We start from the raw sequence: 21,463 nt of genomic DNA on the forward strand, positions 1-21,463 counted from the left end.
ACATTCATATCAATCTTGGACAGGGGCCCGGTGGGGTTGCTGTCCTCGGGGGCATGCGCTCCTTCCGTGACCTCTCGCTCCGCCCGCGCCGGTGGCCCGCCGCGCTCGCCCTCGCCCTCGCCCTCCCCCTGGCCGGCTGTGCCACCGAGTCCGGTGGCCGGGAGTCCGGAAGCCCGGACCCGGCGCCGTCGGCGAGCAGCACGTCCCCGACCGGCGCCACGCCGTCCGCGGCCTTGGGGGTCCGCGGACAGCTGCGGGCCGACGGCCACACCCGCCGGTACCTCCTGCACCGGCCCGCCGCCGCCGACGACGGCCGGAGGCCTCTCGTCATCGCCTTCCACGGCCGCGGCGCCGACGCCGCCGAGATGCGCGAGAAGACCCGGCTGGAGAAGGCCGCCGGGGCGCGCGGCATGCTGGTCGCCTACCCCGAGGGACTCGACAACGGCTGGGGCGCGGGTACGCAGGCCACCGAGCGGCGTCCGGATCCCGACCTCGACGTGCGGTTCACCGAGGCACTGATCAAGCACCTGGTGCGCACCGAGCGGGCTGACCCCGAGCGGGTCTACGTCGCCGGGTTCTCCAACGGCGGCTCGATGGCGCTGCGCATGGCCGCCCAGCGTCCCGGCCTGCTGGCGGGAGCCGCCTCGGTCTCCGGGCAACTGCCCGCGGGCGCCGCCGCGGTCGAGCCCACGGGGCCCGTCCCCGTCATGGTCGTCTACGGCGCCGACGATCCCGTACGCCCCCTCGCGGGCTGGCCCTCCCCGCCGCCGGACCCCGAGGAGCCGATCCTGCCGAGCCTCTCGGCCCGGGACAGCGCGGAGGCGTTCGCGGCGGGTGGCGCGGGCGAGCCGGTCACGGAGGACAGGAAGGGCTACGACCGGACCGTCTGGCGCCTGAGGGAGGATCCCGACGCCTCCGACGCCTCCGACGCCTCCGACGCCTCCGACGCCTCCGGCGACGGCCGGGAGGCCACCGTCGAGCTCCTGGTCGTCGACGACGCCGGTCACACCTGGCCGGGTTCGTCGATCACCCCGCCCAAGGGGTTCGGCCCCACCAGCAAGGCCCTGAACGCCACCGACACGATCCTCGACTTCTTCGCCGCCGCCTGACCGGCGACGCGGCCCGACCCACGGACAGGAACCCTGATGCCGGACTCCCCTTACTCCACCCCTCCGCCCCGCCGCGGGCCGCGCAACGGTGTGCGGGCCGTGGCCGCGGTGGGGGTCGTGCTCGCCATCGCCGCGGGCGGCTCCTACGCCGCCGGGTTCGGGCCCTTCGCACGCGGCGACGACGGTCCCGACCCCGCCGCGATGAAGCAGGCGCGCGCGTTCCTCGCCGACTGGGCCGCCGGGCGCCTGCCGAGCGCGGCCGGCCGCACCACCAGACCCGGCACGGCGCAGGAGGTGCTGCAGAGCTTCACCGCGGGCCTCGACATCGGCGAGCCGCGGCTGACGGCGGCGGGGGAGGCGAAGGAGGCCGAGGACGGCACCCTCGGCGTCCCCTTCACCGCGAAGATGCCGATCAAGGGCCTGGGCACCTGGTCGTACGAGTCGCGGCTGCCGCTGCGCGAACAGGAGGACGGCGGCTGGAAGGTGGACTGGCGGCTGTCCCTGGTGCACCCGCGGCTGAGCGACACGGAGAAGTTCCGGCTCGAACGCGAGGAGACGACCCCGCCGAACGTCACCGACCGCGACGGGACCTCCCTCTCGGGCGGCGAGTACCCGTCCCTGGCCCCGCTCCTCGGCCGGCTCGCCGGCAGCTCCGGTGGCGGACCGCGCGGCGCGGTCGAGCTGATCGACCGGGCCACCGGCGAGACCGTGCGCACCGAGGCGAGCTTCGGGATGCGGCCCGACCCGGCGACGGACGGCAAGCCCGTCCGCACCACCCTGGACGCCACCTGGCAGTCCGCCGCCGAGCGGGCCCTCACCGAGGCCGACGGCAAGAACGCCGCCCTCGTCGCCCTGCGCATCGACAACGGCGAGGTCCTCGCCCTCGCCAACTCCCCCGCCACCGGCTTCAACCGCGCCGCCTCCGGCACCTACGCGCCCGGCTCCACCTGGAAGATCGTCACCAGCAGCGCCCTGCTGCTCAAGGGCGCCGTCCAGCCCGACGACGTGGTGGACTGCCCCAAGTACCTGACCGTCGGGAAGGAGTTCCACAACGTCGAGACGTCCGAGTACCCCGGCGCCACCTTCCGCAAGGACTTCACCGAGTCGTGCAACACCGCGTTCATCAGCCTGCGCGGCAAGCTCGACGACGGAGAGCTGGGCAAGGTCGCCCGCACCTACTTCGGGGTCGGGCAGGAGTGGCACATCGGCATCCCGACGTACGACGGCTCCGTGCCGGTGCCCAAGGACGAGACGGAGAAGGCCGCGTCGATGATCGGGCAGGGCCGCGTCCAGGCCAACCCCCTGATCATGGCGTCGGTAACGGCCACCGCGGTCTCCGGCGAGTTCCACCAGCCGTCCGTCACCGCAGGCCATCCGGACGAGACCCGCACCGAGCCGCTCCCCGACGAGGTCGCCACCCAGCTGCGCGAACTGATGCGGGCCACCGTCACCGACGGCACCGCGCACGCCCTGGCCGGCCTGCCCGGCGAGATCGGCGCGAAGACCGGTACCGCCGAGGTCTCCGACGACCAGGACAACAACGGCTGGCTCGTCGCCCACCGGGGCAACGTGGCCGTCGCCGTGGTGGTCGAGGAGGGCGTCACGGGCGGCGGCTCGGCGGGACCGGTCGTGCACAGCCTGCTGTCCGCCGTACCGGAGGATCCCTCCTGAGCCGTTCGGGACGCGGCGGGCGGTCAGCCGAGGCGCACCGGAAGTTCCGCCAGACCCCGCAGCAGGGTGCTGGTGCGCCAGGTGAGCGTCGCCGGGTCGGCGGCGAGGGCGAGCGCGGGGTGCCGCCCGAGGAGCAGCCGTACGGCGACGGCGGCCTCGACGCGGGCCAGCGGGGCGCCGAGACAGTGGTGGAGGCCGTGGCCGAAGCCGAGGTGGCCCTGCGCCCGGCGGCCGATGTCGAAGTGGTCGGGGTCGGGGAAGTGGCCGGGGTCGCGGGAGGCGGCGGCGAGGGAGACGAGTACCGAGTCGCCGGCGGCGATCCGGGTGCCCGCCAGCTCCAGCGGCTCGGCCGCGAAGCGGAACGCGGTGGCGTGTACGGGGGAGTTGTACCGCAGCGACTCCTCGACGGCACGCTCGGTCAGGTCCGGCTCGGCGCGCAGGCGGGCGAGCTGGTCGGGGTGGGTGAGCAGGCTGTGGAGGGTGGCGGAGATCAGGTTGACGGTCGTCTCGTGGCCGGCGACGAGGAGGAGGAAGGCCATGCCGAGCAGCTCCTCGGCCGTGAGGGCGCCGCCGTCCGCGGCGGCGGCCAGGTCGCTGAGCAGGGTGCCGTCCGGGGCGCGGCGCTTGTGGTCGGTCAGTTCGGTGAGGTAGCCGGTCAGCGCGCCGGCCGCCGCTGCCGCCGCCTCGGGGGAGGTGGGCATGACCAGCTCGTTCGACCAGGTGTGGAAGCCCGCCCGGTCGGTCTCCGGGACGCCCAGCAGGTCGCAGATCACCGTGACCGGCAGCGGCAGCGCGTACCGGCCGACCAGGTCCGCCGTGCCCTGCCGCGGCAGCGCCGCCAGCAGGTCGCCCGCGACGCGCTCGACACGCGGGCGCAGCGCGGCGATCCGTCCCGCCGTGAAGTGGCCGGCCACGAGCTGCCGCAGCCGGGTGTGGAGCGGCGGGTCGCTCTGGAGCATGTTGCGGCCGATGGCGTGCCCGCCGTCGGTGCGCCAGGACGCGGAGTGCCGGATGTCGTTGCGCAGCCGCGGATCGGTGAGCGCGGCCCGCGCCGCCTCGCGCGTCACGACCAGCCGGCTCTCCCCGCTGCCCGGCACGAGCACCCGGTGCACGGCGCCCCGTGCCCGCAGGGCGGCCAGTTCCTCGACGGTGGGCGCGGACATGGGGCCTCCCGGTGCAGGAAGAGATGAAACGGGGAATATTCCCCATTTAGAGGTTCGACGATAGCATCGGCACCGCTGGCTCGGGGAGCACTCCCCGGTTCGTACGACCCGGAGGGTGAGGGATGACCGTCGGCGCACGCGACGGAGCGCCCCGGCAGCGACGCGACGCGCGGCGCAACCGGGAGCTTTTGCTGGGGGCGGCCCACGAGGTGTTCACCGAGGAGGGCCTGGACGCGCCGCTGGACGTGATCGCGCGCCGGGCGGGCGTCGGCAACGCGACGCTCTACCGCCACTTCCCCACCCGCGCCGCGCTCGTGGACGCCGTCTTCCGCGACTCGCTGACCGGCACGATGGACGCCGGCGAGCGGGCCAGGAACGCCACGGACGCCTGGGCGGGCCTCACCGCCTATCTCGACGCGGTCTTCGGCACCCTGGCCGCCGACCGCGGCACCAACGACCTCATGACCACGCACCTGCGGGGCGTCGACAGCCTGGAGGCCGTGCACGAGCACAACCGCCGGACCGTTGACTCGCTGCTGTCCCGCTGCCGCGCCGAGGGCACCGTCCGCGCCGACGTCACCGCCGAGGACGTCCTGTTCGCGCTCGCGGCACTGGGCCGTGCCGTCCCGGCCCTGACCGCGGCGACCGCGCCGGACGCCTGGCGCCGCCCCCTCGCCCTGCTCCTCGGCGGCCTGCGCACCGCGCCGGTCCCGTCGCCCCTGCCCGCCCCCGCGCTCACCGCCGCCGAACTCGGCGACGTCCTGCGGGAGATGGGCCCGCACCGCACGCGCGGTGGCGGCCGCGAGGCCGACGCGTGAGGTGAGGTGGCTCAGCCCTGGGAGGTGGGGGCCGCGGGCCCGCCGTCCGCGGTGTCCTCGCGGCGGACCGCCTCACCCCGGATGACGCGCGGCGCCTCCCGGTCCTCCGCCGGCGTCCGCTCCTCGGCCTTCGCCGCGCGGGCCTCGGCCTTGAGGATGCGGGCCGACTTGCCCGCCGAGCGGGTCAGCTCGGGGAGCTTCCTGGCGGCGAGAACGGCAATGACGACGATGAGAATGATCGCGAGCTCGCTCAGTCCGAACACGGCGCTCCCCTGTGGGCGTACGGTGCGGGCCCGCGGCACGGGCCCGCACGGAATCTACGGCAAAGTCGGCGGAGGTCGGGGCCGGGGCCGGGGGCCTCAGAGGTCGAACTCGTGCGGCGGCAGGTCCAGGGCGTAGCACGCCTCGCGGACCACGGCCCGCTCGTCCTTGTCGAAGTCCCCGTCGGCGCCGCCGATCACGATGCCGATCTGCACCACGGCCCGTGCCTCGGCGGGCTTCTTCTTCGCCTTGGCGATCTCCTGGAGGACGCCGACCTTGCCGAAGGCGAAGTCGGCGGTCAGCTTGTCCAGGTTGGCCTCGAAGCGGCGGCGCAGATCGTCGGCGGGGAAGTTCCGCAGCACCTCGTTGGTTCCGAGCAGCTGGGCCACGCGCTGCCGCTCGGACGGGTCGACGCTGCCGTCGGCTGCCGCGACCAGCGCGCACATCGCCATGCTCGCGTCGCGGAAGGCGCCGCTCTTGAGGTCGTTCTTCTTCGCCACGAGCTGCGTCTGCATCTGCGACGCGGACTCCTTGAAGCGGTCCCACAGGGCCATGAGAACTCCGTACGGGTCGGGAGGGGTGAGTTTCTACACCCTTGTAGAAGTTATCAGGCGTCCCCCTCGTCCTCGAAGCCGTCCGCGAAGCCGTCCGCGAAGCCGTCCTCGGACTCGTCCTCGGGCTCGCCCTCGAAGAAGTCCCCCACCTCGTCGACGACCTCGGCCGCCACCAGACCGCCGGCGACCCCCACCGCGAGTCCGGCGCCGCCGGACAGGGCCCCGGACTCGTGCCCGTACACGGCGTGGGAGCCGTACGACGCCCGGTGCTCGACCAGTTCCCGGACCCAGCCGTCGACGAGGGCGTTCCAGTCCCGCGGCCCGGCCGCACCCTCGTGGGAGACGGTGAAGCGACTGAGGGCGTCGTGCCCGTCGGCGAACGGACCGCCGCGCTTGTCCGCCTCCAGCACCACCTCGAGGGCGCCGGGCACGGCCAGGAAGGTCAGCTCGATCTCGTTGACCTGGTGGGCGTACCGAGGGGGCGGGGTGAGCTCGATCTCCTGGTAGAAGGGCAGCTGCTGCCCGGTGCCGCCGATGCGGCCGTACTCCAGGTCGGCGGAGCGGAAGCCGAAGCCGAGCTGCCCGAAGGCCTCCAGGACGGCCTCCTGGGCGGGCAGGGGCGCCACGGTCAGCCGGTCCAGGTCGCCCTTGTCCCGGGCGCCGGCGACCGCCAGCTCGGTGCGCACACCGAGCACGGTGCCCAGGGGCTGCCCGTAGAGCTCGGTGACCGGTGTCTCCCAGGGCAGCGGCACCGTGAACGGCACGCTGCGCCGCTCGCCCGCCGCGAGCCGGAAATCCCCGCCGACGGTGTGCCGGCCGAAGACGACGACGCCCTCGTCCTCCCCGTGGCCGCCGTGCTCGGCCTCGACGCGGGCCACCAGCTCCAGTGCGACGTGCTCGACATCGTGGTCGGCGGTGCCGCCGACCAGCTGGACGTGGCCCGGCAGCACGCCCCCCGGCCGGGCGGCGCCCGGGGCGAGGACCGTGTCCACCGTGGGCCCGCCCACGCCGAGGGAACCGAGCAGCCGCTTGAACACCATCGAGGCGTTCACTCCTTCACGTTCGTTCTCACGTTCGTCCGGGGAACAAACCGGAACCGTCCGGCTGTTCTCTACAGGCGAGTAGAAGCATAGGGGTCCGGGGGTATTCGAGGACTCCCCATGCTTTTGCTCGTCCTTTACCATGAGAGGGAAATCCTCGGGCAGCCGGCTGGTACCGGCGCCCGCCGACCCCGTTAAGGAGTCCCGTTCCGTAATGGAGCCTCCCAGTACCGGCCGTGCCGTGGCCGGCCCGCAGTCCTTCCTGTGCGCGCGTGCGCCGTATGTGCGTGAGGGAAGCGGGGTGGCACGGTGACCGAGGTCCTGCTGCTCCTGCTGGCCCTCCTCCTCACCCTGGCCTGCGCCCTCTTCGTGGCGGCCGAGTTCTCCCTCACCACCGTCGAGCGCGGTGACCTGGAGCGTGCCGCGGAGTCCGGCGAGCGCGGCGCCGACGGCGCCCTGAAGGCCGTACGCTCCCTGACCCTCCAGCTCTCCGGCGCCCAGCTCGGCATCACCGTGACCTCGCTGGTCATCGGCATGCTGGCCGAACCGTCCCTCGCGGTGCTGCTGCGCGGCCCGCTGCGGGCGATCGGCCTGGGCGGTGCCGCCTCGACGGTGGCGACCGTGCTCGGCGTGGTCGTCTCCACCGTCGTCCTGATGGTCGTCGGTGAGCTGGTCCCCAAGAACTGGGCGATCTCCCGCCCGCTGGCCGTCGCCAAGGTCGTCGCGGGTCCGCAGCGCGGCTTCACCACCGCGTTCGGACCCTTCATCCGGCACCTGAACGGCACCGCGAACCGCTTCGTGCGCCGCTTCGGCCTGGAACCGGCCGAGGAGCTGGCGTCCGCCCGCAGCCCCGAGGAACTGGTCGCCCTGGCCCAGCACTCGGCCGCCGAGGGCGCCCTGGAGGCGGACTCGGCCGAGCTGTTCGTACGTACCCTGCACCTGGGCGAGCTGACCGCGGAGAACGTCATGACCCCGCGCGTGGACGTCAAGGCCCTGGAGGCCCACGCCACCGCCGCCGACGCCGCGAACCTCTCGCACGCCACCGGCCTGTCCCGCTTCCCGGTCTACCGGGACAGCCTGGACGAGGTCATCGGCACCGTGCACATCCGCGACGTCCTGGCCCTGGAGCCGGAGCGGCGCACCGGCACCCCCGTCACCGAGCTGGCCACCGCGCCGCTCCTGGTGCCGGACAGCCTGCCCGCCGACCGCCTCCTGGAGCGCATGCGCCGGACCCGCACCATGGCCGTCGTCATCGACGAGTACGGCGGTACGGCGGGCGTGGCGACCGTCGAGGACATCGTGGAGGAGGTCGTCGGCGAGGTGCGCGACGAGCACGACCCGGTCGAGATACCGGACCTGCTGCCCGCCCCCGCCGGGACGGACGGCCGCACCGCCTGGGAGGCCGACGGCTCGCTCCGCCTGGACCGGCTCGCGCGCATCGGCCTGACCGCACCGGACGGGCCGTACGAGACCCTGGCCGGCCTGGTCGCCACCCACCTGGCACGCATCCCCGCCAAGGGCGACGTCATCGACCTGGACGGCTGGCGGCTGGACGTCCTCGACGTCGACCACCACCGCGCCGACCGGCTGCGGGTCACCGCACCCGCGCCGGTCCCGTCCGCCGAGCGGACGCCGGAGGTGGCCCGATGACCGCCGTACAGCTCCTCATCGGCGCCCTGACGCTGCTGACCAACGCGTTCTTCGTCGGCGCCGAGTTCGCCATGATCTCGGTACGCCGCAGCCAGATCGAGCCGCGCGCGAAGACGGGCGACAAGCGCGCCCGGATGACCCTGTGGGGCCTGGAACACATCTCCGCGATGATGGCCACCGCCCAGCTCGGCATCACCGTCTCCTCGCTGGTGCTCGGCGCGGTCGCGGAACCGGCCATCGCGCACCTGATGGAGCCGGTGTTCGAGGCGGTCCACATGCCGCACGCGCTGGTCCACCCGATCGCCTTCGCCATCGCGCTGGCCCTCGCCACGTATCTGCACATGCTGATCGGCGAGATGATCCCGAAGAACATCGCGCTGGCCGCCCCGGCGACCACCGCGCTGGTCCTCGGCCCGCCGCTGGTCGCCCTCACCCGGGCGCTGAAGCCGGTCGTCTTCGGCATCAACGCCTTCGCCAACACGCTCCTCAAGCTGCTGCGGGTGGAGCCGAAGGACGAGGTCGAGGCCGTCTTCACCGACGACCAGCTGGCCCGCATGGTCGTCGACGCGAGCGAGGCCGGACTCCTCACCCCGGCCGACGGCGAGCGTCTGCGCGACGCGCTGGAGCTGGGCACCCGCCCGGTCGGCGAGATCCTGGTCCCGGCCCAGAAGATGCGCACGGTCGACCACACGGTCACCCCGGCGCGGCTGGAGCGCATGGCCGCCGATGCGGGTTACTCCCGCTTCCCGGTCACCGGCCCCGGCGGCACCGTCCTCGGCTACCTGCACATCAAGGACACGCTGGGCCTCACCGACCGCGACCGTCCCTTCCCGCGCACGGCCCTGCACCGGGTCACCCGGGTCCGCATCGACACCCCCCTCGACGACACCCTCACCGCGCTGCGCACCGAGGACAGCCACCTGGCCGCCGTCACCGGCGAGACGGGCGCGGTCCTGGGGTTCGTGACGATGGAGGACGTCCTGACGGAACTGGTGGGCCCGACGACACCGGTGGCCTGACCCGGGATTCTCGTACGGCGACGGAACTCCGTCTCGACCACGGGCGTCTCCCACAGCGAAACGGCGCCGACACCGGCGCCGACACCGCCGCGGGAGGCGCTCATGGCCATGGTCGGCCTGTTCTGGATCACCGAGGACGCCGTGTACGTGGGCGCCGAGCCCACCGGCACGGCGTCCGGAGTGCGCCTGACCAAGGACGGGGTCGAGATCCTCGGGCTCGGCCAGGACCGGTTCTGGCCCTGGCCCGAGGTCCGCGGCCTCGACGTCCGGGACGTGGCCGTGCGGTCCGCCGCACGCCGGCTGGCCTCCATGGCCTTCGACTCGCTGGTCGTCCTGGCCACCGGCGACGGCGAACACCCGCCGGCCTTCACCGTGCGGGTGGACACCACCGCCGACGGCACGGTCGAGGCCGGCGCCCTGACCGCCGTCCCCGGCGGCATCCACACCCCGGACGAGTACGACCTCTCCCGCACCCTCCTCACCCGCCTCACCACCGGCGCCACCCCCGTCGACGACCTCCTCGCCTGGCGCCGCGACGAGCCCGAGGACGTCGCCCCGACCAGGGACGAGCGCCTGGCGCTGCTGCGCCATTGGACGACGGCCGCCGCCTGACCGCACGAGGCCTCGCTCGACCTGCCCGCCCCCGTCTTCGCGCCGGATGCCGAGCTGCACCGAGCGGATGCTCTGCCGTACGGGGGCACGTGGCGTGGGCACAGGGGAACGGCGCGGTTCCTCCTCGCGATGGGCCAGGCCTGGGAGACGCGAGGTCAGCTTCCCGATCCTGCGGGCGATCACGGCCCGGGACGCGCGGATCACTGAGGTATGCCCGTTCCGCTGGGCCACCCGAGCCATCGCCGCCGCCTGCGCCGCGTCCGCGCCGGCGGACTGACACCGACCCTGAATCCGCCGGCGCCGCCCGGGCCCCGGCCCCGGCGTACCGACGGCGGGCCGGGGCCCCGGAGTACCGTGGAGGAACCGGGAGCATGCCGCGCACCGGCCCCGACACCGGTGCCGCTCCCGGCGATCGACGACGCCGGGCCGGTCCGCCCGAGCCCGGGGCGGGACTCGCCTCATGACCGTGAACGTGCCGGTACGTCCGACGACCACAGAACGTGACAGGCGGCCGGTCGGCCCGGACCGGCCGGTCCCGGGGAGGCCGAAGGCGGAAAGGGGCTCCTCGCCCCTCGCCGGAGAACGCGTCCGGCCGTTGACGCGGCGCCAGACAGAGGACCGGTTCGGAGACCTGGGCGACCTGTACGCGCAGACCTCCGGCGGCGGCCCGCGGGCGTGGAACGAGGCCCGCGGCGCCTTCCTGCGGCAGTTGGCGGCCGACGTACGGCGACCGGGGTTCTCGCTGCTGATAGCGGAGAGCACCGTCCTGACCGGCTGCGCCTACGGCTACCCCGTACCCGGCGGTGGTACGGAGGGAATGCGGGGCCTGGACGCGTACCTGCCGAGGAGCGTGCTGCCCGTCGCCGCGTCCGGACGGCTCTTCCTGATCTCCGGGATCATCGTCCCGGCGCGTGTGCGCAGGCGGAACCAGGACCGCGCCTGGAACCTCGCCCGGCGCCTGCAGAAGCGACTGCTCACCGAGCACGACGCCGTCCTCGGGGTCACGCTGGTGGACCGGACCGACGTCGCGACCGTCCACGCGCTGCGCTCCTGGGGCTGGCACTACGCGGAGGGCGACACCCTCCAGGCATCCCTGCTCGGCCAGTACGGCGTCCTCCTGCTCGGCCCCTGAGCCGCCCGGCGCCGTCTCGCGCCGCCCCGCCCCGCGTCAGGGCGCCGGCAGGCGCAGGGCGAGGAGGGCGATGTCGTCGGTGCTGCCGGCCGGCATCCGGGCCAGGACCTCGTCGCACAGGGTGTCCAGTGGCTCGTGGACGAGCGCGAGGGCGTTGCGGCGCAGCCGGCCGAGGCCGGTGTCCAGGTCGCTGCCCGGTACCTCGACCAGGCCGTCGGTGTAGAGCAGCAGTGTGGATCCCGGCGGCAGCGGCTCCGTGGCGTCCGGCCGTCGCCCGCCGGCGCCCAGGCGGGCGCCGAGCAGCAGCCCCTGCCCGGCCTCCAGATACCGTGCCCCGCCGTCCGGGGTCAGCAGGAGAGGCGGTGGGTGCCCGGCGCTGGTCCACCGCAGGGCCCACGGGCCGGTGCGCGGGCCTTCGACCCGGGCGAGGACGAGGGTGGCCATCGAGACGGTCGTGACGGCCTGCATGGCGTCGTCGAGGCGGTCGACCACGGCACCGGGCGGCTCGGCCCGGTCCCATGCCAGTGAGCGCAGGATGCCGTGCAGCTGGGCCATGCCCGCGGCGGCCGTCAGGTCGTGCCCGACCACATCGCCGATGACCAGCGCGACCGCGCCGTCCTTCAGCTCGAACGCGTCGTACCAGTCTCCGCCGACCTGGGAGCCGGCCGGGGCGGGCTGGTAGCGGGCGGCCAGCCGCAACGGGCCCGGCTGGGGCAGCGGGGCGAGCAGGTTGCGCTGCATGGCCTCGGCGACGGCGCGCTGGCGTCCGAACCGGCGCGCGTTGTCGATGACCAGCCCGACCCGGCGGCCGATGTCGCCCACCACCTCCAGGTCCGCCGCGTCGAAGGGATGCGCCGGGTTGGTGCGCACCAGCGTCAGGGCGCCGGTGACCTGCCGCTGGGCGCCCAGCGGCACCGTGAGGACGGAGGTCGCGCCCACGCTCCGCAGGAAGTCGTCGTGCACGGCGGTCAGCGGGGAATCACGCCGAGCGCATCCCCCCTCCCGCACCTCCTCCTGCCCCTGTCCCGCCTTCTCCGTCTCCTTCCTCTCCTGCTCCTGCTCCTGCTCCTGCTCCTCTTGCTCTTGTTCCTGCTCCGGGGCCGGCTCGGGCTCGGGCTTCTGCCCCTGCAGCATGGGCTCGCCCCCGTTCAGCACCCGGGCCGGCTGTGTCAGGGCCGCGTTCCCGGTCCTCGGCACCGGACCGCGCCAGTCCTCCCGCGACGCGTCCCGGCCCGCGGGACCGGTCACCGCCACCCGGTGGACCTGCCCGGAGCCGACCAGGAGGTCCACCGCCGCCCAGTCCGCCAGACGGGGCACCAGAAGGCGGCCCAGCCGGGCCAGGGCCTCGTCGGTCTCCAGCGTCTGCCCCAGTACGTCCGTGATCTCCGCGACCAGCGTCAGCCGCTCGGTCAGGTCCTCCAGGGCGCTGGTGTAGGCGGCGCGCTCCCGGCGCGCGCCGCGGTCGGCGGCGATGTCGCTGAACAGCAGGGCGATGCCTCTCGGGAGCCCGTCGTCCGTCAGCGGGGACGCGGACCAGGACACCGCCGTCAGGCCGCCGTCACCCCGCAGATAGCAGTCGCCCTCGCCACGCGCGGCGGTCCCCCGGGCCAGCGCCTGGAGCAGCAGGCACTGGTCTCGCGGAATCCTGCCGCCGTCCGGGCCTCGGTGGAGCAGCTCATGGACGTCGGCGCCGAGCATCGTCGCCGCCGGACGGGCCAGCAGCAGCTCGGTGGCCCGGTTGACCGCGACGATCCGCCCCGCCGTGTCGATCACGGTCAGGGCAGTGTCCAGCTGTTCGGCGATCCGCTGCCAGAACTCCGGTTCAGCGGCCCACCGCCGTTCCGCGCCCTCCGCACCGGGCCCCACACCGTTCGCCACGTCGCCCCTCCCGTCCGCCACCAGTGTCCGATCGTCGCCGGACGGGAGCCCGGCCGCACCGGCGACACACGTCGGCTGCCCCGGCGCCGCCGCCGGAACCCTCCGGATGTGTGTTCGCCGCGACAGATATCCGGCAGGCGCGATTAGAGTTCAGGTGCGGGAGAACGGATTCCCCGCGGCGGGCCGTGTCCCCAGCGGTTCGCGGGAAGGTACGCATGCCCTCGAAGAGCGGGCTGAACGCCGAAGGCCGGCCGCAGGTCGCCGACCGGCTCGACGACGATCAGTACCCGGCGTACACCATGGGCAGGGCGGCCGAGCTGATCGGTGCCACGCCCGGTTTTCTCCGCGCCCTCGGTGAGGCGGGGCTGATCAGCCCGAAGCGTTCGGAAGGCGGGCACCGCCGCTACTCGCGGCGGCAACTGCGCCGCGCCGCCCGCGCCCGCGAGCTGGTCGGCCAGGGAACGCCCATCGAGGCCGCCTGCCGCATCGTCCGCCTGGAGGACGATCTGGAGGCGGCGCTGCGCATGAACGAGGAGCTCCGCCGCGAGGCCGACCGGCCCGGCGACGGTGGGAACGGGGAACGACGCCGCGAATGAAAACCTGCCCCCGGTGAAGCAGATATTCGCAGAACGCCGGAAAAACAATTCTTGCGTGGAATCGGGGCGCCATTCCGCGCGATTCATTTCCTGCGTCGCCAGTTCATATCGTGCTAGGCTGGACATCAGTTGCAGTTGTGGTTGCCATTTGTGTTACCGGTTTTCCGGGCAGGTGATCATCGCAGCGATGGGAAGGTCCGCACAGTGCGGGCCTCCAGCACTGCCTAGGAGTAAAAGACATGGCTTCCGGTACCGTGAAGTGGTTCAACGCCGAAAAGGGCTTCGGTTTCATCGCGCAGGACGGCGGCGGCGCCGACGTCTTCGCCCACTACTCGAACATCGCCACCCAGGGCTTCCGTGAGCTCCAGGAGGGCCAGCGGGTGAACTTCGACGTCACGCAGGGCCAGAAGGGCCCGCAGGCGGAGAACATCGTTCCCGCGTAACGCGCGAACCACTCATGAGGGCTCGCACCGCAAGGTGCGGGCCCTCATGCGTTGCGCGCCCGGCGTCCGCTCACCAGCCGGTCGCCAGCAGATGGTTGAGGAGCAGGGCCAGTACGGCCTGCGCCGCCAGCCACCCGCGCGGGCGGCCGAGGAACGCGCAGGCCGGGAGCAGCCACAGGGCGAAGGGCAGCCAGATGCGTTCCGTCTCCGCCTTGCTCATGCCGGACAGGTCGGCGACCAGCAGGGCGAGCAGCCCGGCGCCGACGAGAAGCGCCAGCCGGGTGTCCTCGCCGGGCACGGCCCCGCCGCCCCGCCGGACCAGCAGGCCCCCGGCCCTGCGCAGGCCCGCCACCGTCGCCAGGCCGGTGATGAGCACCGTGCAGGCAAGGTTCGCCCACACCCAGTAGCCGTAGGGCCGGACCCCGCCCGCGCCCTGGTAGTACCGCGTGACCAGCAGGTGGTAGGCCTCCCACCAGTCGAACCCGGCCATGGTGAACGCCACCGGCACGACCGCCAGCCCGGCCAGCAGCGGCATCAGCAGCACGGGACGCTCCCGCACCCGGCGTCGGCCGAGCCACAGCACCGCCGCCCCGATCACCGCGAAGAGCGTGAGCCCGTACGAGAGATAGCAGGTCAGGCCGAACAGCAGCCCTGAGCCCGCCGCCCACCACAGCGAGCGTCCGGTGACCGCGAGGGCCAGCAGCGCCACGGCCCACGCCGCGACCGCCGCGAAGTAGGCGTCGGCCGACGTGCCCAGCCACACCGCGGCCGGCGTCAGGACCAGGAAGGGCGCCGCCCGCCGGGCGAGCCGCTCGCCGGCGAGCGCCCGCACCGCCACCAGCACCGCCACGCACGCCGTCGCGCCCACCGTGATGCACCAGGCCCCGGCCCAGCCCCCGCCGCCCAGCCCGATCCGGTCGAGCAGCACGAAGGTGAGCGTGGCCCCCGGCGGGTGACCGGCGACATGGGCGGGCCAGTTGTCCGGGGAGTGGAGAAGGATGTGCCCGTTGAACTCACGCAGAGTCGCCGGTACGTCGTGCCAGCGGTCGATGACCGAGAGGTACTCCTGCCTGGTGGTCAGCCGGCCGGCGACGCCCCGGTGCCAGCCGTCGACGAGGGCCAGCGACCAGGTCCAGGCCATCGCGGCGCCCCAGGCCGCGGGGAGCAGCGCGCGCCATGGCAGGCGGCCGGCGACGGCCGGCCCGTACGCCGCGGTCGCCGCCGCCACCAGGACGGCCGCCGGGGTGCCGGGGCCCAGGTGCGGGCCCCAGCGGCCGAGCAGCGGTGGCCAGCCGACGATCAGGGTGTCGTAGGAGTACACGTAGCGGCCGACCAGGACGGCGGCGGCGACGAGCAGCACGGCGGCCGCGGCGGCGTAGAGGTCGCGAGAAAGGGAGCGCAGGCGGGTCACACCGGGACCGTAGGCCGGGAGATCGCCGACCGGACGGTGCACGCGGCGGACGTCAGCGTTTCGTCATGGGTCGGAGCCCGCCCGCGGGGCCGGTCCCGGCCTACCGTCGGGACATGCGCGACCTCGCCTCACGGCTCCCGTCCTCTCCGGGCTTCTGGCGCAGCCCCCTGCGCGGCCCCCGCTTCACGGCGGTGCTCGGCCTCGTCCTGCTCGTCGGCATCACCGTGCTGTTCGTGACGGGCCTGCTCTCGTACGCCGCGTACAACCCCGGCCTGGACCCGGTCAACGACAAGACCCCGGACAAGGGAATCCTCGGCTTCTACCTCTTCGCGTGGCCGACCGACCCGGACTGGCTGTACCGCCTCACCCAGGGCGTCCACGTCACCCTCGGGCTCACCCTGATCCCGGTGCTGCTGGCCAAGCTCTGGTCGGTCGTGCCGAGGCTCTTCACCCTGCCGCCGGCCCGCTCGCTCGCCCACGCGCTGGAGCGGCTCTCGCTGCTGCTGCTGGTCGGGGGCGCGCTGTTCACGTTCCTGACCGGTGTGCTCAACATCCAGCTCGACTACGTCTTCCCCGGCTCCTTCTACCCGCTGCACTTCTACGGGGCCTGGGTCTTCTTCGCCGCGTTCGTCGCGCACGCCGCGCTCAAGGTGCCGGTGGCGCTGCGCAACCTCCGGGCGATGCGCGAGGAGCGCGACGACGACCTGGTCTCCCCGCGGCCGGACCCGCCCACCGTCTCGCGGCGCGGGGCGCTGTGGCTGGTGGGCGGCGGCTCGCTCCTGATGTTCGCGACGAACGCCGGCCGCAGCTTCGACGGACCGCTCCGGGAGACGGCCGTGCTGTCGCCGCACGGCGGGCCGGAACCGGGGAACGGCCCCAATGGCTTCCAGATCAACAAGACGGCCGTCCACGCGGGCATCGACCCGGCCGAGACCGGCGAGGACACCTGGCGGCTCGTCGTCACGGGACGCACGGGGACCGTCCGGCTCGGCCGGGCCGAACTGCTGCGCCTGGAGCAGTACAGCGCGGCGCTGCCCATCGCCTGCGTCGAGGGCTGGTCGACGTCCGATCAGTGGTGGCGCGGAGTGCGGCTGCGGGACCTCGCCGCGCTCGTGGGCTTCGAGGACGACCCGCCGGACGTGTTCGTCGAGTCCCTCCAACGGCGGGGTGCGTTCCGCAGCGGGGCACTGCGCGCCAACCAGGTGGCCGACCCGCGCTCGCTGCTCGCCCTGCACGTCAACGGCGAGGCGCTGAGCCCGGACCACGGATACCCGGCGCGGATCATCGTGCCTGCCGCGCCCGGCGTGCTGAACACCAAGTGGGTGGCCCGGATGACGTTCGGAGACCTGTGATGAACCCTGTGCGTGGGCTGCGGCCCGGGAAGCGGCTCGGGAAGCTGTCCGTGAAGTGGCCCGCGTCGCGGCCCGTGATCGGCGGCCCCTTCCAGATCCTCCTGCTCGCCTGCTCGTTCGCGCTCGCGGGCTACGCGGGTGTGCGGCTGCTCGCCGGCGACTGGCTGGGCGTGGTGCTGTGGTTCGTGGGGGCGGCGCTGCTGCACGACCTGGTGCTGCTGCCCCTGTACGCGGTGGCCGACCGGGCGGTCGTACGAGGGCTGGGGGCGGCCGGACGCCGCTCGTGGGCACTGTATGTGCGGGTCCCGGCCGCGTTCTCCGGGCTGCTGCTGCTCGTGTGGTTCCCGCTGATCGGCGGCCGGGTGGACCGGCGCTATCAGTCGGTCGCCGGGCTGTCGGCGGAGGGCTTCCTGGCCCGCTGGCTGCTGATCACGGCGGTGCTGTTCGGCGTCTCGGCGCTGCTCCTGGTGCTGCGGCGATCGCGTCCGCCGCGCAGCGCGACGAAGCGGCGCCCGCCCGACGTCCACTGAGCCACGACCCGCCAGCCGGCGGCGCCCGCGTCGCGGACCAGAGCGGGGGTGCCGATCCGCGCCCAGGGGAAGGGGCTGCCCGCCGTACGGGCGTCGGTGACGTCGACGACCTGCACCTGGGCGCGTTCGTCGACATCGGCCTCGGCCGCCTCGGCGATGAGCAGGCCGCCCGGTGCGAGCAGGACGGCGACGCGGGCCAGCAGGGCACGGGGGTCGCCGCCGATACCGATGTTGCCGTCCATGAGGAGGACGGTGCCCCAGCGTCCCTCGCCGGGCAGCGGGTCGAAGACGGAGCGCCGCAGCGACTGGCCTCCGAGCCGCAGGGTGTGGGCGACGGCGGCCTCGCTGACGTCGATGCCGAGGGCGGTCCGGCCCCGGGCGGCGAGTTCCGCCACCAGCCGGCCGGGTCCGCAGCCCACGTCGAGCACGGTGCCCTCGCACCGGTCGAGCACCTCCAGGTCGACCGGATCGGCCCGCGCGCACCAGCGCTCCACGTCCAGCGGCAGCAGCCAGCCGTCCGTGCGGCGCAGGAACAGCGGGCCCCGGCCGGCGCGCAGGGCGGCGGCGTAGGGGTCGGAGGCGGCCCAGGGAGCGGCAGCGGTGGTGCGCGGGGCGGGTTCCGCGAGGAGGGCGGGGGCGCTGCCCGGCCGGCCGTTCGCCGGTCCGCCCGGCGCGCCGCTCAAGGCCCTGCTCATCGGTCTGCCCGCCCGCCCGCGACCGCCGTGGACGCGGCCAGCCGGGCGGCGAACCGGGTGTGCGGGGCGCAGGCGGCGACGGCCCGTGCGTCGGCGGCGGTGTCGACGTCGCGCAGGCACGGCAGGTCGCGCACCCGCAGCCCCGCCGCGAGGAGCCGCGCCCGCTGCACGGCCCCCGTCACCGGTGTCGACATGGGTACGCCCCGCAGCAGCGCGGGGTCGGGGCGGGCCAGGCCGAGCGCCCAGAAGCCGCCGTCCTCGGCCGGACCGAAGCAGGCGTCGCAGTCGGTGAAGTCCACGGTGAGCAGCTCCGGTGTCACCTGCGGGGTGTCCATCCCGATCAGCAGGGCGGGCCCGGCGCACCCGGCGAAGGCGTCCGCGAGCCGTTCGTCGAGGCCGCCCGCGCTCTGCGGTACGACGTCGATGCCGGGCGGCAGCCAGGGGCCGGGGGCGCCGTCGAGCACCAGCACCCGGCGCCGCGCGGGCGTCGCGGCCACGGCGCGCAGGGTGTCGGTGAGGGCCGCCTCCGCGAGCGCGGCCGCCTCGGCCGGGCTGAAGGGCGGGGTGAGCCGGGTCTTGACCCGGCCGGGCCGGGGCTCCTTGGCGACGACGAGGAGGGTGCTCACCATGTTCACCGTGAGTTCCCCTCGTGGGCGGCGCCACGCGGGAGCGGGCCTGACGGCCCCTCGGCGAGGACACCGCGCATGTCCCGTACCGCGTGCCAGGTGCCCCGCCAGGTCCCCGTCACCTTCGAGGCACCGGTGCGGGGCAGGTAGGGGACATCGTGCTCGGTGATCCGCCAGCCCGCGTCGGCGGCGCGCACCACCATCTGGAGCGGGTAGCCGCTGCGCCGGTCGGTGAGGCCGAGGGCGAGCAGCGGCTCGCGGCGGGCGGCGCGCAGCGGGCCGAGGTCGTGCAGGTCGAGGCCGGTGCGGCGGCGCAGCATGCGGGCGAGCGCGAGGTTGCCCGCGCGGGCGTGCACGGGCCACGCGCCCCGGCCCTGTGGCCGCCTGCGGCCGAGTACCAGGTCGGCCGTTCCGGCGCGGACCTCGCGCACGAAGGGCGCGAGCAGGCCCGGGTCGAGGGACGCGTCGCAGTCGCAGAAGCAGACGACGTCGGCGGTGGCGGCGGTCAGCCCGGCGTGGCAGGCGGCGCCGAACCCGCGGCGCGGCTCGGGCACGACCGTGGCGCCGAGCCCGCGGGCGATGTCCGCCGAGCCGTCGGTGGAACCGTTGTCGACGACGAGCGCGCGCCAGCCGGACGGGATGCGGGCCAGGACCCAGGGGAGGGCCCCGGCCTCGTTCAGACACGGGAGTACGACGTCGACGTCGGGAGCGGGCGAGGTGGTCACGGCTTTCACCCTACGAACCGGAATCGGACGAATCGGACTCTCGCTCCTTACGAAACGCGGACGTCGAGGCCCCGGCCCCCCTCCGGGACGACGCCGAGGAGGACGCGGTGCGAGGCTGGGCGCATGCAGCATCAGCCGCACGAGCCAACACCCCGGGACGGGTCCCGGGCCGGGTCCTCGGCCGGGCCACCCGCCGGGCCCCTGGACGCGCCCCGGACCGGGCCCTCCGCCGGGCCCTCGACGGGATCCCCGGCCGCGCCCCCGCCCGGGACCGCCCGTGTCCTGGTCGTCGACGACGACCCCACGGTCGCTGAGGTCGTAGCCGGTTATCTGGATCGCGCCGGTTACCTCGTCGACCGGGCCGACGACGGTCCGGCCGCGCTCACCCGGGCCGCCGCGCACCGGCCGGACCTGGTGGTGCTGGACCTGATGCTGCCCGGCATGGACGGCCTGGAGGTGTGCCGGCGGCTGCGTGGGCAGGGGCCCGTGCCGGCCATGCCGGTGATCATGCTGACCGCGCGCGGCGACGAGGACGACCGCATCCTCGGTCTGGAGGTCGGCGCGGACGACTACGTGACCAAGCCGTTCAGCCCGCGGGAACTGGTGCTGCGGGTGGAGTCCGTGCTGCGCCGCACCCGGCCCGCCACCGTGGAGCGGCCCCTGGGCGCGGCCGGTCTGACCGTCGATCCGGCCGCCCGGCGGGCGACCAAGAACGGCAGCGAACTCGCGCTCACCCTGCGCGAGTTCGACCTGCTCGCCTTCCTCCTGCTGCACCCGGGAAGAGCGTTCGCACGGGAGGAGCTGATGCAACGGGTGTGGGGCTGGGACTTCGGCGACCTGTCCACCGTCACCGTTCATGTCCGGCGGCTGCGCGGCAAGGTCGAGGACGACCCGGCCCGGCCCCGGCTGATCCAGACCGTATGGGGCGTGGGCTACCGCTTCGACCCGGCCGGCGGCCCCGTCGGGCCCGAGGCGGACTGAACCATGCACGACACCCTCCTCATCGCCCTCTACGCCTTCGCCGGCGCCGCCGCCACCGGCCTGGTGGGAGCGTGCATACTGCGGCTGATCCGGCGGCGCTCACTGACCGCGTCGCTCGCGGTGGTGGCGGCGGTCGCCGTCCTCGCGATGCTCGCGGGCACCCTCGCGGTCGCGTGGGCGATGTTCCTGTCCCCGCACGACCTGACCGTCGTCACGACGGTCGTGGCGATGGCGGCCGTCGTCTCCCTGGCCACCGCGCTGCTGCTGGGCCGCTGGGTCGTCGCCCGCAGCCGCGAACTGACCGCCGCCGCCCGCTCGTTCGGAGAGGACGGCGGCTACGCGCCCCCCAGGGCCGGTGCGACCGCCGAACTGGACGCGCTCAGCCGTGAGCTGGCGGCCACCAGCGCCCGGCTCACGGAATCCCGGGAACGGGAACGCGCCTTGGAGACCTCCCGGCGCGAACTGGTCGCCTGGATCTCGCACGACCTGCGTACGCCGCTGGCCGGCCTGCGCGCCATGTCCGAGGCCCTGGAGGACGGCGTCGCCGCGGACCCCGCCCGCTACCTCCGCCAGATCCGCACCGAGGTGGAACGCCTCAACGACATGGTCGGAGACCTCTTCGAGCTCTCCCGCATCCACGCCGGCACGCTGCCCCTCGCCCCGGCCCGGATCTCCCTGTACGACCTGGTCGGTGACGCCCTCGCGGGCGCGGACCCGCTCGCGCGGGAGCACGGCGTACGGCTGGTCGGCGACGGCGTGGCGGCCGTGCCGGTCGAGGTGGACGGCAAGGAGATGAGCCGGGTCCTCGGCAACCTGCTGGTCAACGCGATCCGCCGGACCCCCGCCGACGGCACGGTCGCGGTCGCCGCCGAGCGCTCGCCCGACGGCGTGGTGGTCTCCGTGACCGACGGCTGCGGCGGCATCCCCGAGGAGGACCTGCCGCGCGTCTTCGACACCGGCTGGCGCGGCACGCACGCCCGTACCCCGCCGGCCGGCGCGGGCCTCGGCCTCGCCATCGTCCGGGGCATCGTGGAGGCCCATCGCGGCCGGGCCACCGTACGCAACATCCCCGGCGGCTGCCGCTTCGAGGTGACCCTGCCGGCACCGGAGGGGTGAACGGGCGGACACTCGCGCGGTGCCGACGTCTCGGCGCGGGGGCCGGTCGTCCGGCGGCGTACCGACCGCTCGGTGCCGCCG

Annotated in this window: 21 protein-coding genes; 12 read left to right on the forward strand and 9 right to left on the reverse strand. The window is 74.4% G+C overall.

Going from position 1 to position 21,463, the window contains the following annotated elements:
* Positions 1-53 precede the first annotated feature (53 nt).
* A complete protein-coding gene (locus ACIQ6R_RS21655) occupies positions 54-1,109 on the forward strand; it encodes an alpha/beta hydrolase family esterase (RefSeq protein WP_404222897.1) in 1,056 nt (351 codons plus the stop codon).
* 36 nt (positions 1,110-1,145) lie between these two features.
* Positions 1,146-2,780 (forward strand): penicillin-binding transpeptidase domain-containing protein, encoded by a 1,635-nt coding sequence (locus ACIQ6R_RS21660; protein WP_404222898.1) that lies wholly within the window; start codon positions 1,146-1,148, stop codon positions 2,778-2,780.
* Positions 2,781-2,803: 23 nt separating this feature from the next.
* Here ACIQ6R_RS21660 and ACIQ6R_RS21665 read toward each other — a convergent pair whose 3' ends face one another.
* On the reverse strand, positions 2,804-3,943 hold the full coding sequence (locus tag ACIQ6R_RS21665) for a cytochrome P450 (protein WP_404222899.1): 1,140 nt from the start codon (positions 3,941-3,943) through the stop codon (positions 2,804-2,806).
* Positions 3,944-4,065: 122 nt separating this feature from the next.
* Between ACIQ6R_RS21665 and ACIQ6R_RS21670 the strand changes: the two genes are divergently transcribed.
* Positions 4,066-4,761, forward strand: a complete 696-nt coding sequence (locus tag ACIQ6R_RS21670; RefSeq protein ID WP_404222900.1) for a TetR/AcrR family transcriptional regulator — start codon at positions 4,066-4,068, stop codon at positions 4,759-4,761.
* A gap of 11 nt (positions 4,762-4,772) precedes the next feature.
* On the opposite strand, the gene ACIQ6R_RS21675 is transcribed toward ACIQ6R_RS21670, so the two are convergent.
* From ACIQ6R_RS21675 to ACIQ6R_RS21685, 3 genes are all read right to left on the reverse strand, one after another.
* Positions 4,773-5,024, reverse strand: coding sequence for a twin-arginine translocase TatA/TatE family subunit (locus ACIQ6R_RS21675; protein WP_404222901.1), 252 nt, complete (start codon positions 5,022-5,024; stop codon positions 4,773-4,775).
* 96 nt (positions 5,025-5,120) lie between these two features.
* Entirely contained in the window at positions 5,121-5,576 is a 456-nt protein-coding gene (locus ACIQ6R_RS21680; RefSeq protein WP_404173227.1) for a tellurite resistance TerB family protein, read from the reverse strand.
* Positions 5,577-5,629: 53 nt separating this feature from the next.
* On the reverse strand, positions 5,630-6,616 hold the full coding sequence (locus ACIQ6R_RS21685) for a sporulation protein (RefSeq protein WP_404222902.1): 987 nt from the start codon (positions 6,614-6,616) through the stop codon (positions 5,630-5,632).
* 309 nt (positions 6,617-6,925) lie between these two features.
* Between ACIQ6R_RS21685 and ACIQ6R_RS21690 the strand changes: the two genes are divergently transcribed.
* The 4 genes from ACIQ6R_RS21690 (at position 6,926) to ACIQ6R_RS21705 (ending at position 11,029) form a co-directional block, all read left to right on the forward strand.
* On the forward strand, positions 6,926-8,266 hold the full coding sequence (locus ACIQ6R_RS21690; protein ID WP_404173231.1) for a hemolysin family protein: 1,341 nt from the start codon (positions 6,926-6,928) through the stop codon (positions 8,264-8,266).
* Entirely contained in the window at positions 8,263-9,285 is a 1,023-nt protein-coding gene (locus ACIQ6R_RS21695) for a hemolysin family protein (RefSeq protein WP_404173234.1), read from the forward strand. The genes ACIQ6R_RS21690 and ACIQ6R_RS21695 overlap by 4 nt, the downstream gene beginning before the upstream one ends.
* A 102-nt stretch (positions 9,286-9,387) precedes the next feature.
* Positions 9,388-9,897, forward strand: a complete 510-nt coding sequence (locus tag ACIQ6R_RS21700; protein WP_404173237.1) for a hypothetical protein — start codon at positions 9,388-9,390, stop codon at positions 9,895-9,897.
* Positions 9,898-10,492: 595 nt separating this feature from the next.
* Positions 10,493-11,029, forward strand: a complete 537-nt coding sequence (locus ACIQ6R_RS21705; RefSeq protein ID WP_404173240.1) for a hypothetical protein — start codon at positions 10,493-10,495, stop codon at positions 11,027-11,029.
* 36 nt (positions 11,030-11,065) lie between these two features.
* Here the strand turns inward: ACIQ6R_RS21705 and ACIQ6R_RS21710 are convergent, their stop codons facing one another.
* Positions 11,066-12,907 (reverse strand): SpoIIE family protein phosphatase, encoded by a 1,842-nt coding sequence (locus ACIQ6R_RS21710; RefSeq protein ID WP_404222903.1) that lies wholly within the window; start codon positions 12,905-12,907, stop codon positions 11,066-11,068.
* Positions 12,908-13,122: 215 nt separating this feature from the next.
* Between ACIQ6R_RS21710 and ACIQ6R_RS21715 the strand changes: the two genes are divergently transcribed.
* Together ACIQ6R_RS21715 and ACIQ6R_RS21720 are read left to right on the forward strand one after the other, a co-directional pair.
* On the forward strand, positions 13,123-13,503 hold the full coding sequence (locus tag ACIQ6R_RS21715) for a MerR family transcriptional regulator (protein WP_404173246.1): 381 nt from the start codon (positions 13,123-13,125) through the stop codon (positions 13,501-13,503).
* Positions 13,504-13,742: 239 nt separating this feature from the next.
* On the forward strand, positions 13,743-13,946 hold the full coding sequence (locus ACIQ6R_RS21720; RefSeq protein WP_003975194.1) for a cold-shock protein: 204 nt from the start codon (positions 13,743-13,745) through the stop codon (positions 13,944-13,946).
* A 70-nt stretch (positions 13,947-14,016) separates the two neighbouring features.
* Here ACIQ6R_RS21720 and ACIQ6R_RS21725 read toward each other — a convergent pair whose 3' ends face one another.
* A complete protein-coding gene (locus ACIQ6R_RS21725) occupies positions 14,017-15,357 on the reverse strand; it encodes a hypothetical protein (RefSeq protein WP_404173250.1) in 1,341 nt (446 codons plus the stop codon).
* 113 nt (positions 15,358-15,470) lie between these two features.
* Here ACIQ6R_RS21725 and ACIQ6R_RS21730 point away from each other — a divergent pair, with 113 nt between their 5' ends.
* Positions 15,471-16,709 carry a molybdopterin-dependent oxidoreductase gene (locus ACIQ6R_RS21730; RefSeq protein ID WP_404222904.1) on the forward strand — a complete coding sequence of 413 codons (1,239 nt, stop codon included), beginning with the start codon at positions 15,471-15,473 and terminating at the stop codon, positions 16,707-16,709.
* Between the two features lie 376 nt (positions 16,710-17,085).
* Here the strand turns inward: ACIQ6R_RS21730 and ACIQ6R_RS21735 are convergent, their stop codons facing one another.
* From ACIQ6R_RS21735 to ACIQ6R_RS21745, 3 genes are read right to left on the reverse strand one after another with little or no spacing between them, the layout of a single operon-like run.
* Positions 17,086-17,934: a class I SAM-dependent methyltransferase gene (locus ACIQ6R_RS21735; RefSeq protein WP_404222905.1), complete on the reverse strand. Its 849-nt coding sequence runs from the start codon at positions 17,932-17,934 to the stop codon at positions 17,086-17,088.
* A complete protein-coding gene (locus tag ACIQ6R_RS21740; protein ID WP_404173767.1) occupies positions 17,931-18,560 on the reverse strand; it encodes a DUF2064 domain-containing protein in 630 nt (209 codons plus the stop codon). The genes ACIQ6R_RS21735 and ACIQ6R_RS21740 overlap by 4 nt, the downstream gene beginning before the upstream one ends.
* Before the next feature lie 5 nt (positions 18,561-18,565).
* Positions 18,566-19,294 carry a glycosyltransferase family 2 protein gene (locus tag ACIQ6R_RS21745; RefSeq protein ID WP_404222906.1) on the reverse strand — a complete coding sequence of 243 codons (729 nt, stop codon included), beginning with the start codon at positions 19,292-19,294 and terminating at the stop codon, positions 18,566-18,568.
* A 114-nt stretch (positions 19,295-19,408) separates the two neighbouring features.
* Here ACIQ6R_RS21745 and ACIQ6R_RS21750 point away from each other — a divergent pair, with 114 nt between their 5' ends.
* Both ACIQ6R_RS21750 and ACIQ6R_RS21755 read left to right on the forward strand, forming a co-directional pair.
* Positions 19,409-20,266 (forward strand): response regulator transcription factor, encoded by an 858-nt coding sequence (locus ACIQ6R_RS21750; protein ID WP_404222907.1) that lies wholly within the window; start codon positions 19,409-19,411, stop codon positions 20,264-20,266.
* A gap of 3 nt (positions 20,267-20,269) precedes the next feature.
* A complete protein-coding gene (locus ACIQ6R_RS21755; protein ID WP_404222908.1) occupies positions 20,270-21,382 on the forward strand; it encodes a sensor histidine kinase in 1,113 nt (370 codons plus the stop codon).
* Positions 21,383-21,463: the final 81 nt, after the last annotated feature.

Source organism: Streptomyces sp. NPDC096048 (genome assembly GCF_044763415.1).
Lineage (GTDB): Bacteria > Actinomycetota > Actinomycetes > Streptomycetales > Streptomycetaceae > Streptomyces.

What these genes read in the sequence shown, in the direction of transcription:
- ACIQ6R_RS21655 (WP_404222897.1), top strand. Translation starts at nt 54, where the DNA reads ATGCGCTCCTTCCGTGACCTCTCGCTCCGCCCGCGCCGGTGGCCCGCC.
- ACIQ6R_RS21660 (WP_404222898.1), top strand. Translation starts at nt 1,146, where the DNA reads ATGCCGGACTCCCCTTACTCCACCCCTCCGCCCCGCCGCGGGCCGCGC.
- ACIQ6R_RS21665 (WP_404222899.1), bottom strand. Translation starts at nt 3,943, where the DNA reads ATGTCCGCGCCCACCGTCGAGGAACTGGCCGCCCTGCGGGCACGGGGC.
- ACIQ6R_RS21670 (WP_404222900.1), top strand. Translation starts at nt 4,066, where the DNA reads ATGACCGTCGGCGCACGCGACGGAGCGCCCCGGCAGCGACGCGACGCG.
- ACIQ6R_RS21680 (WP_404173227.1), bottom strand. Translation starts at nt 5,576, where the DNA reads ATGGCCCTGTGGGACCGCTTCAAGGAGTCCGCGTCGCAGATGCAGACG.
- ACIQ6R_RS21685 (WP_404222902.1), bottom strand. Translation starts at nt 6,616, where the DNA reads ATGGTGTTCAAGCGGCTGCTCGGTTCCCTCGGCGTGGGCGGGCCCACG.
- ACIQ6R_RS21695 (WP_404173234.1), top strand. Translation starts at nt 8,263, where the DNA reads ATGACCGCCGTACAGCTCCTCATCGGCGCCCTGACGCTGCTGACCAAC.
- ACIQ6R_RS21700 (WP_404173237.1), top strand. Translation starts at nt 9,388, where the DNA reads ATGGCCATGGTCGGCCTGTTCTGGATCACCGAGGACGCCGTGTACGTG.
- ACIQ6R_RS21715 (WP_404173246.1), top strand. Translation starts at nt 13,123, where the DNA reads ATGCCCTCGAAGAGCGGGCTGAACGCCGAAGGCCGGCCGCAGGTCGCC.
- ACIQ6R_RS21720 (WP_003975194.1), top strand. Translation starts at nt 13,743, where the DNA reads ATGGCTTCCGGTACCGTGAAGTGGTTCAACGCCGAAAAGGGCTTCGGT.
- ACIQ6R_RS21730 (WP_404222904.1), top strand. Translation starts at nt 15,471, where the DNA reads ATGCGCGACCTCGCCTCACGGCTCCCGTCCTCTCCGGGCTTCTGGCGC.
- ACIQ6R_RS21735 (WP_404222905.1), bottom strand. Translation starts at nt 17,934, where the DNA reads ATGAGCAGGGCCTTGAGCGGCGCGCCGGGCGGACCGGCGAACGGCCGG.
- ACIQ6R_RS21750 (WP_404222907.1), top strand. Translation starts at nt 19,409, where the DNA reads ATGCAGCATCAGCCGCACGAGCCAACACCCCGGGACGGGTCCCGGGCC.
- ACIQ6R_RS21755 (WP_404222908.1), top strand. Translation starts at nt 20,270, where the DNA reads ATGCACGACACCCTCCTCATCGCCCTCTACGCCTTCGCCGGCGCCGCC.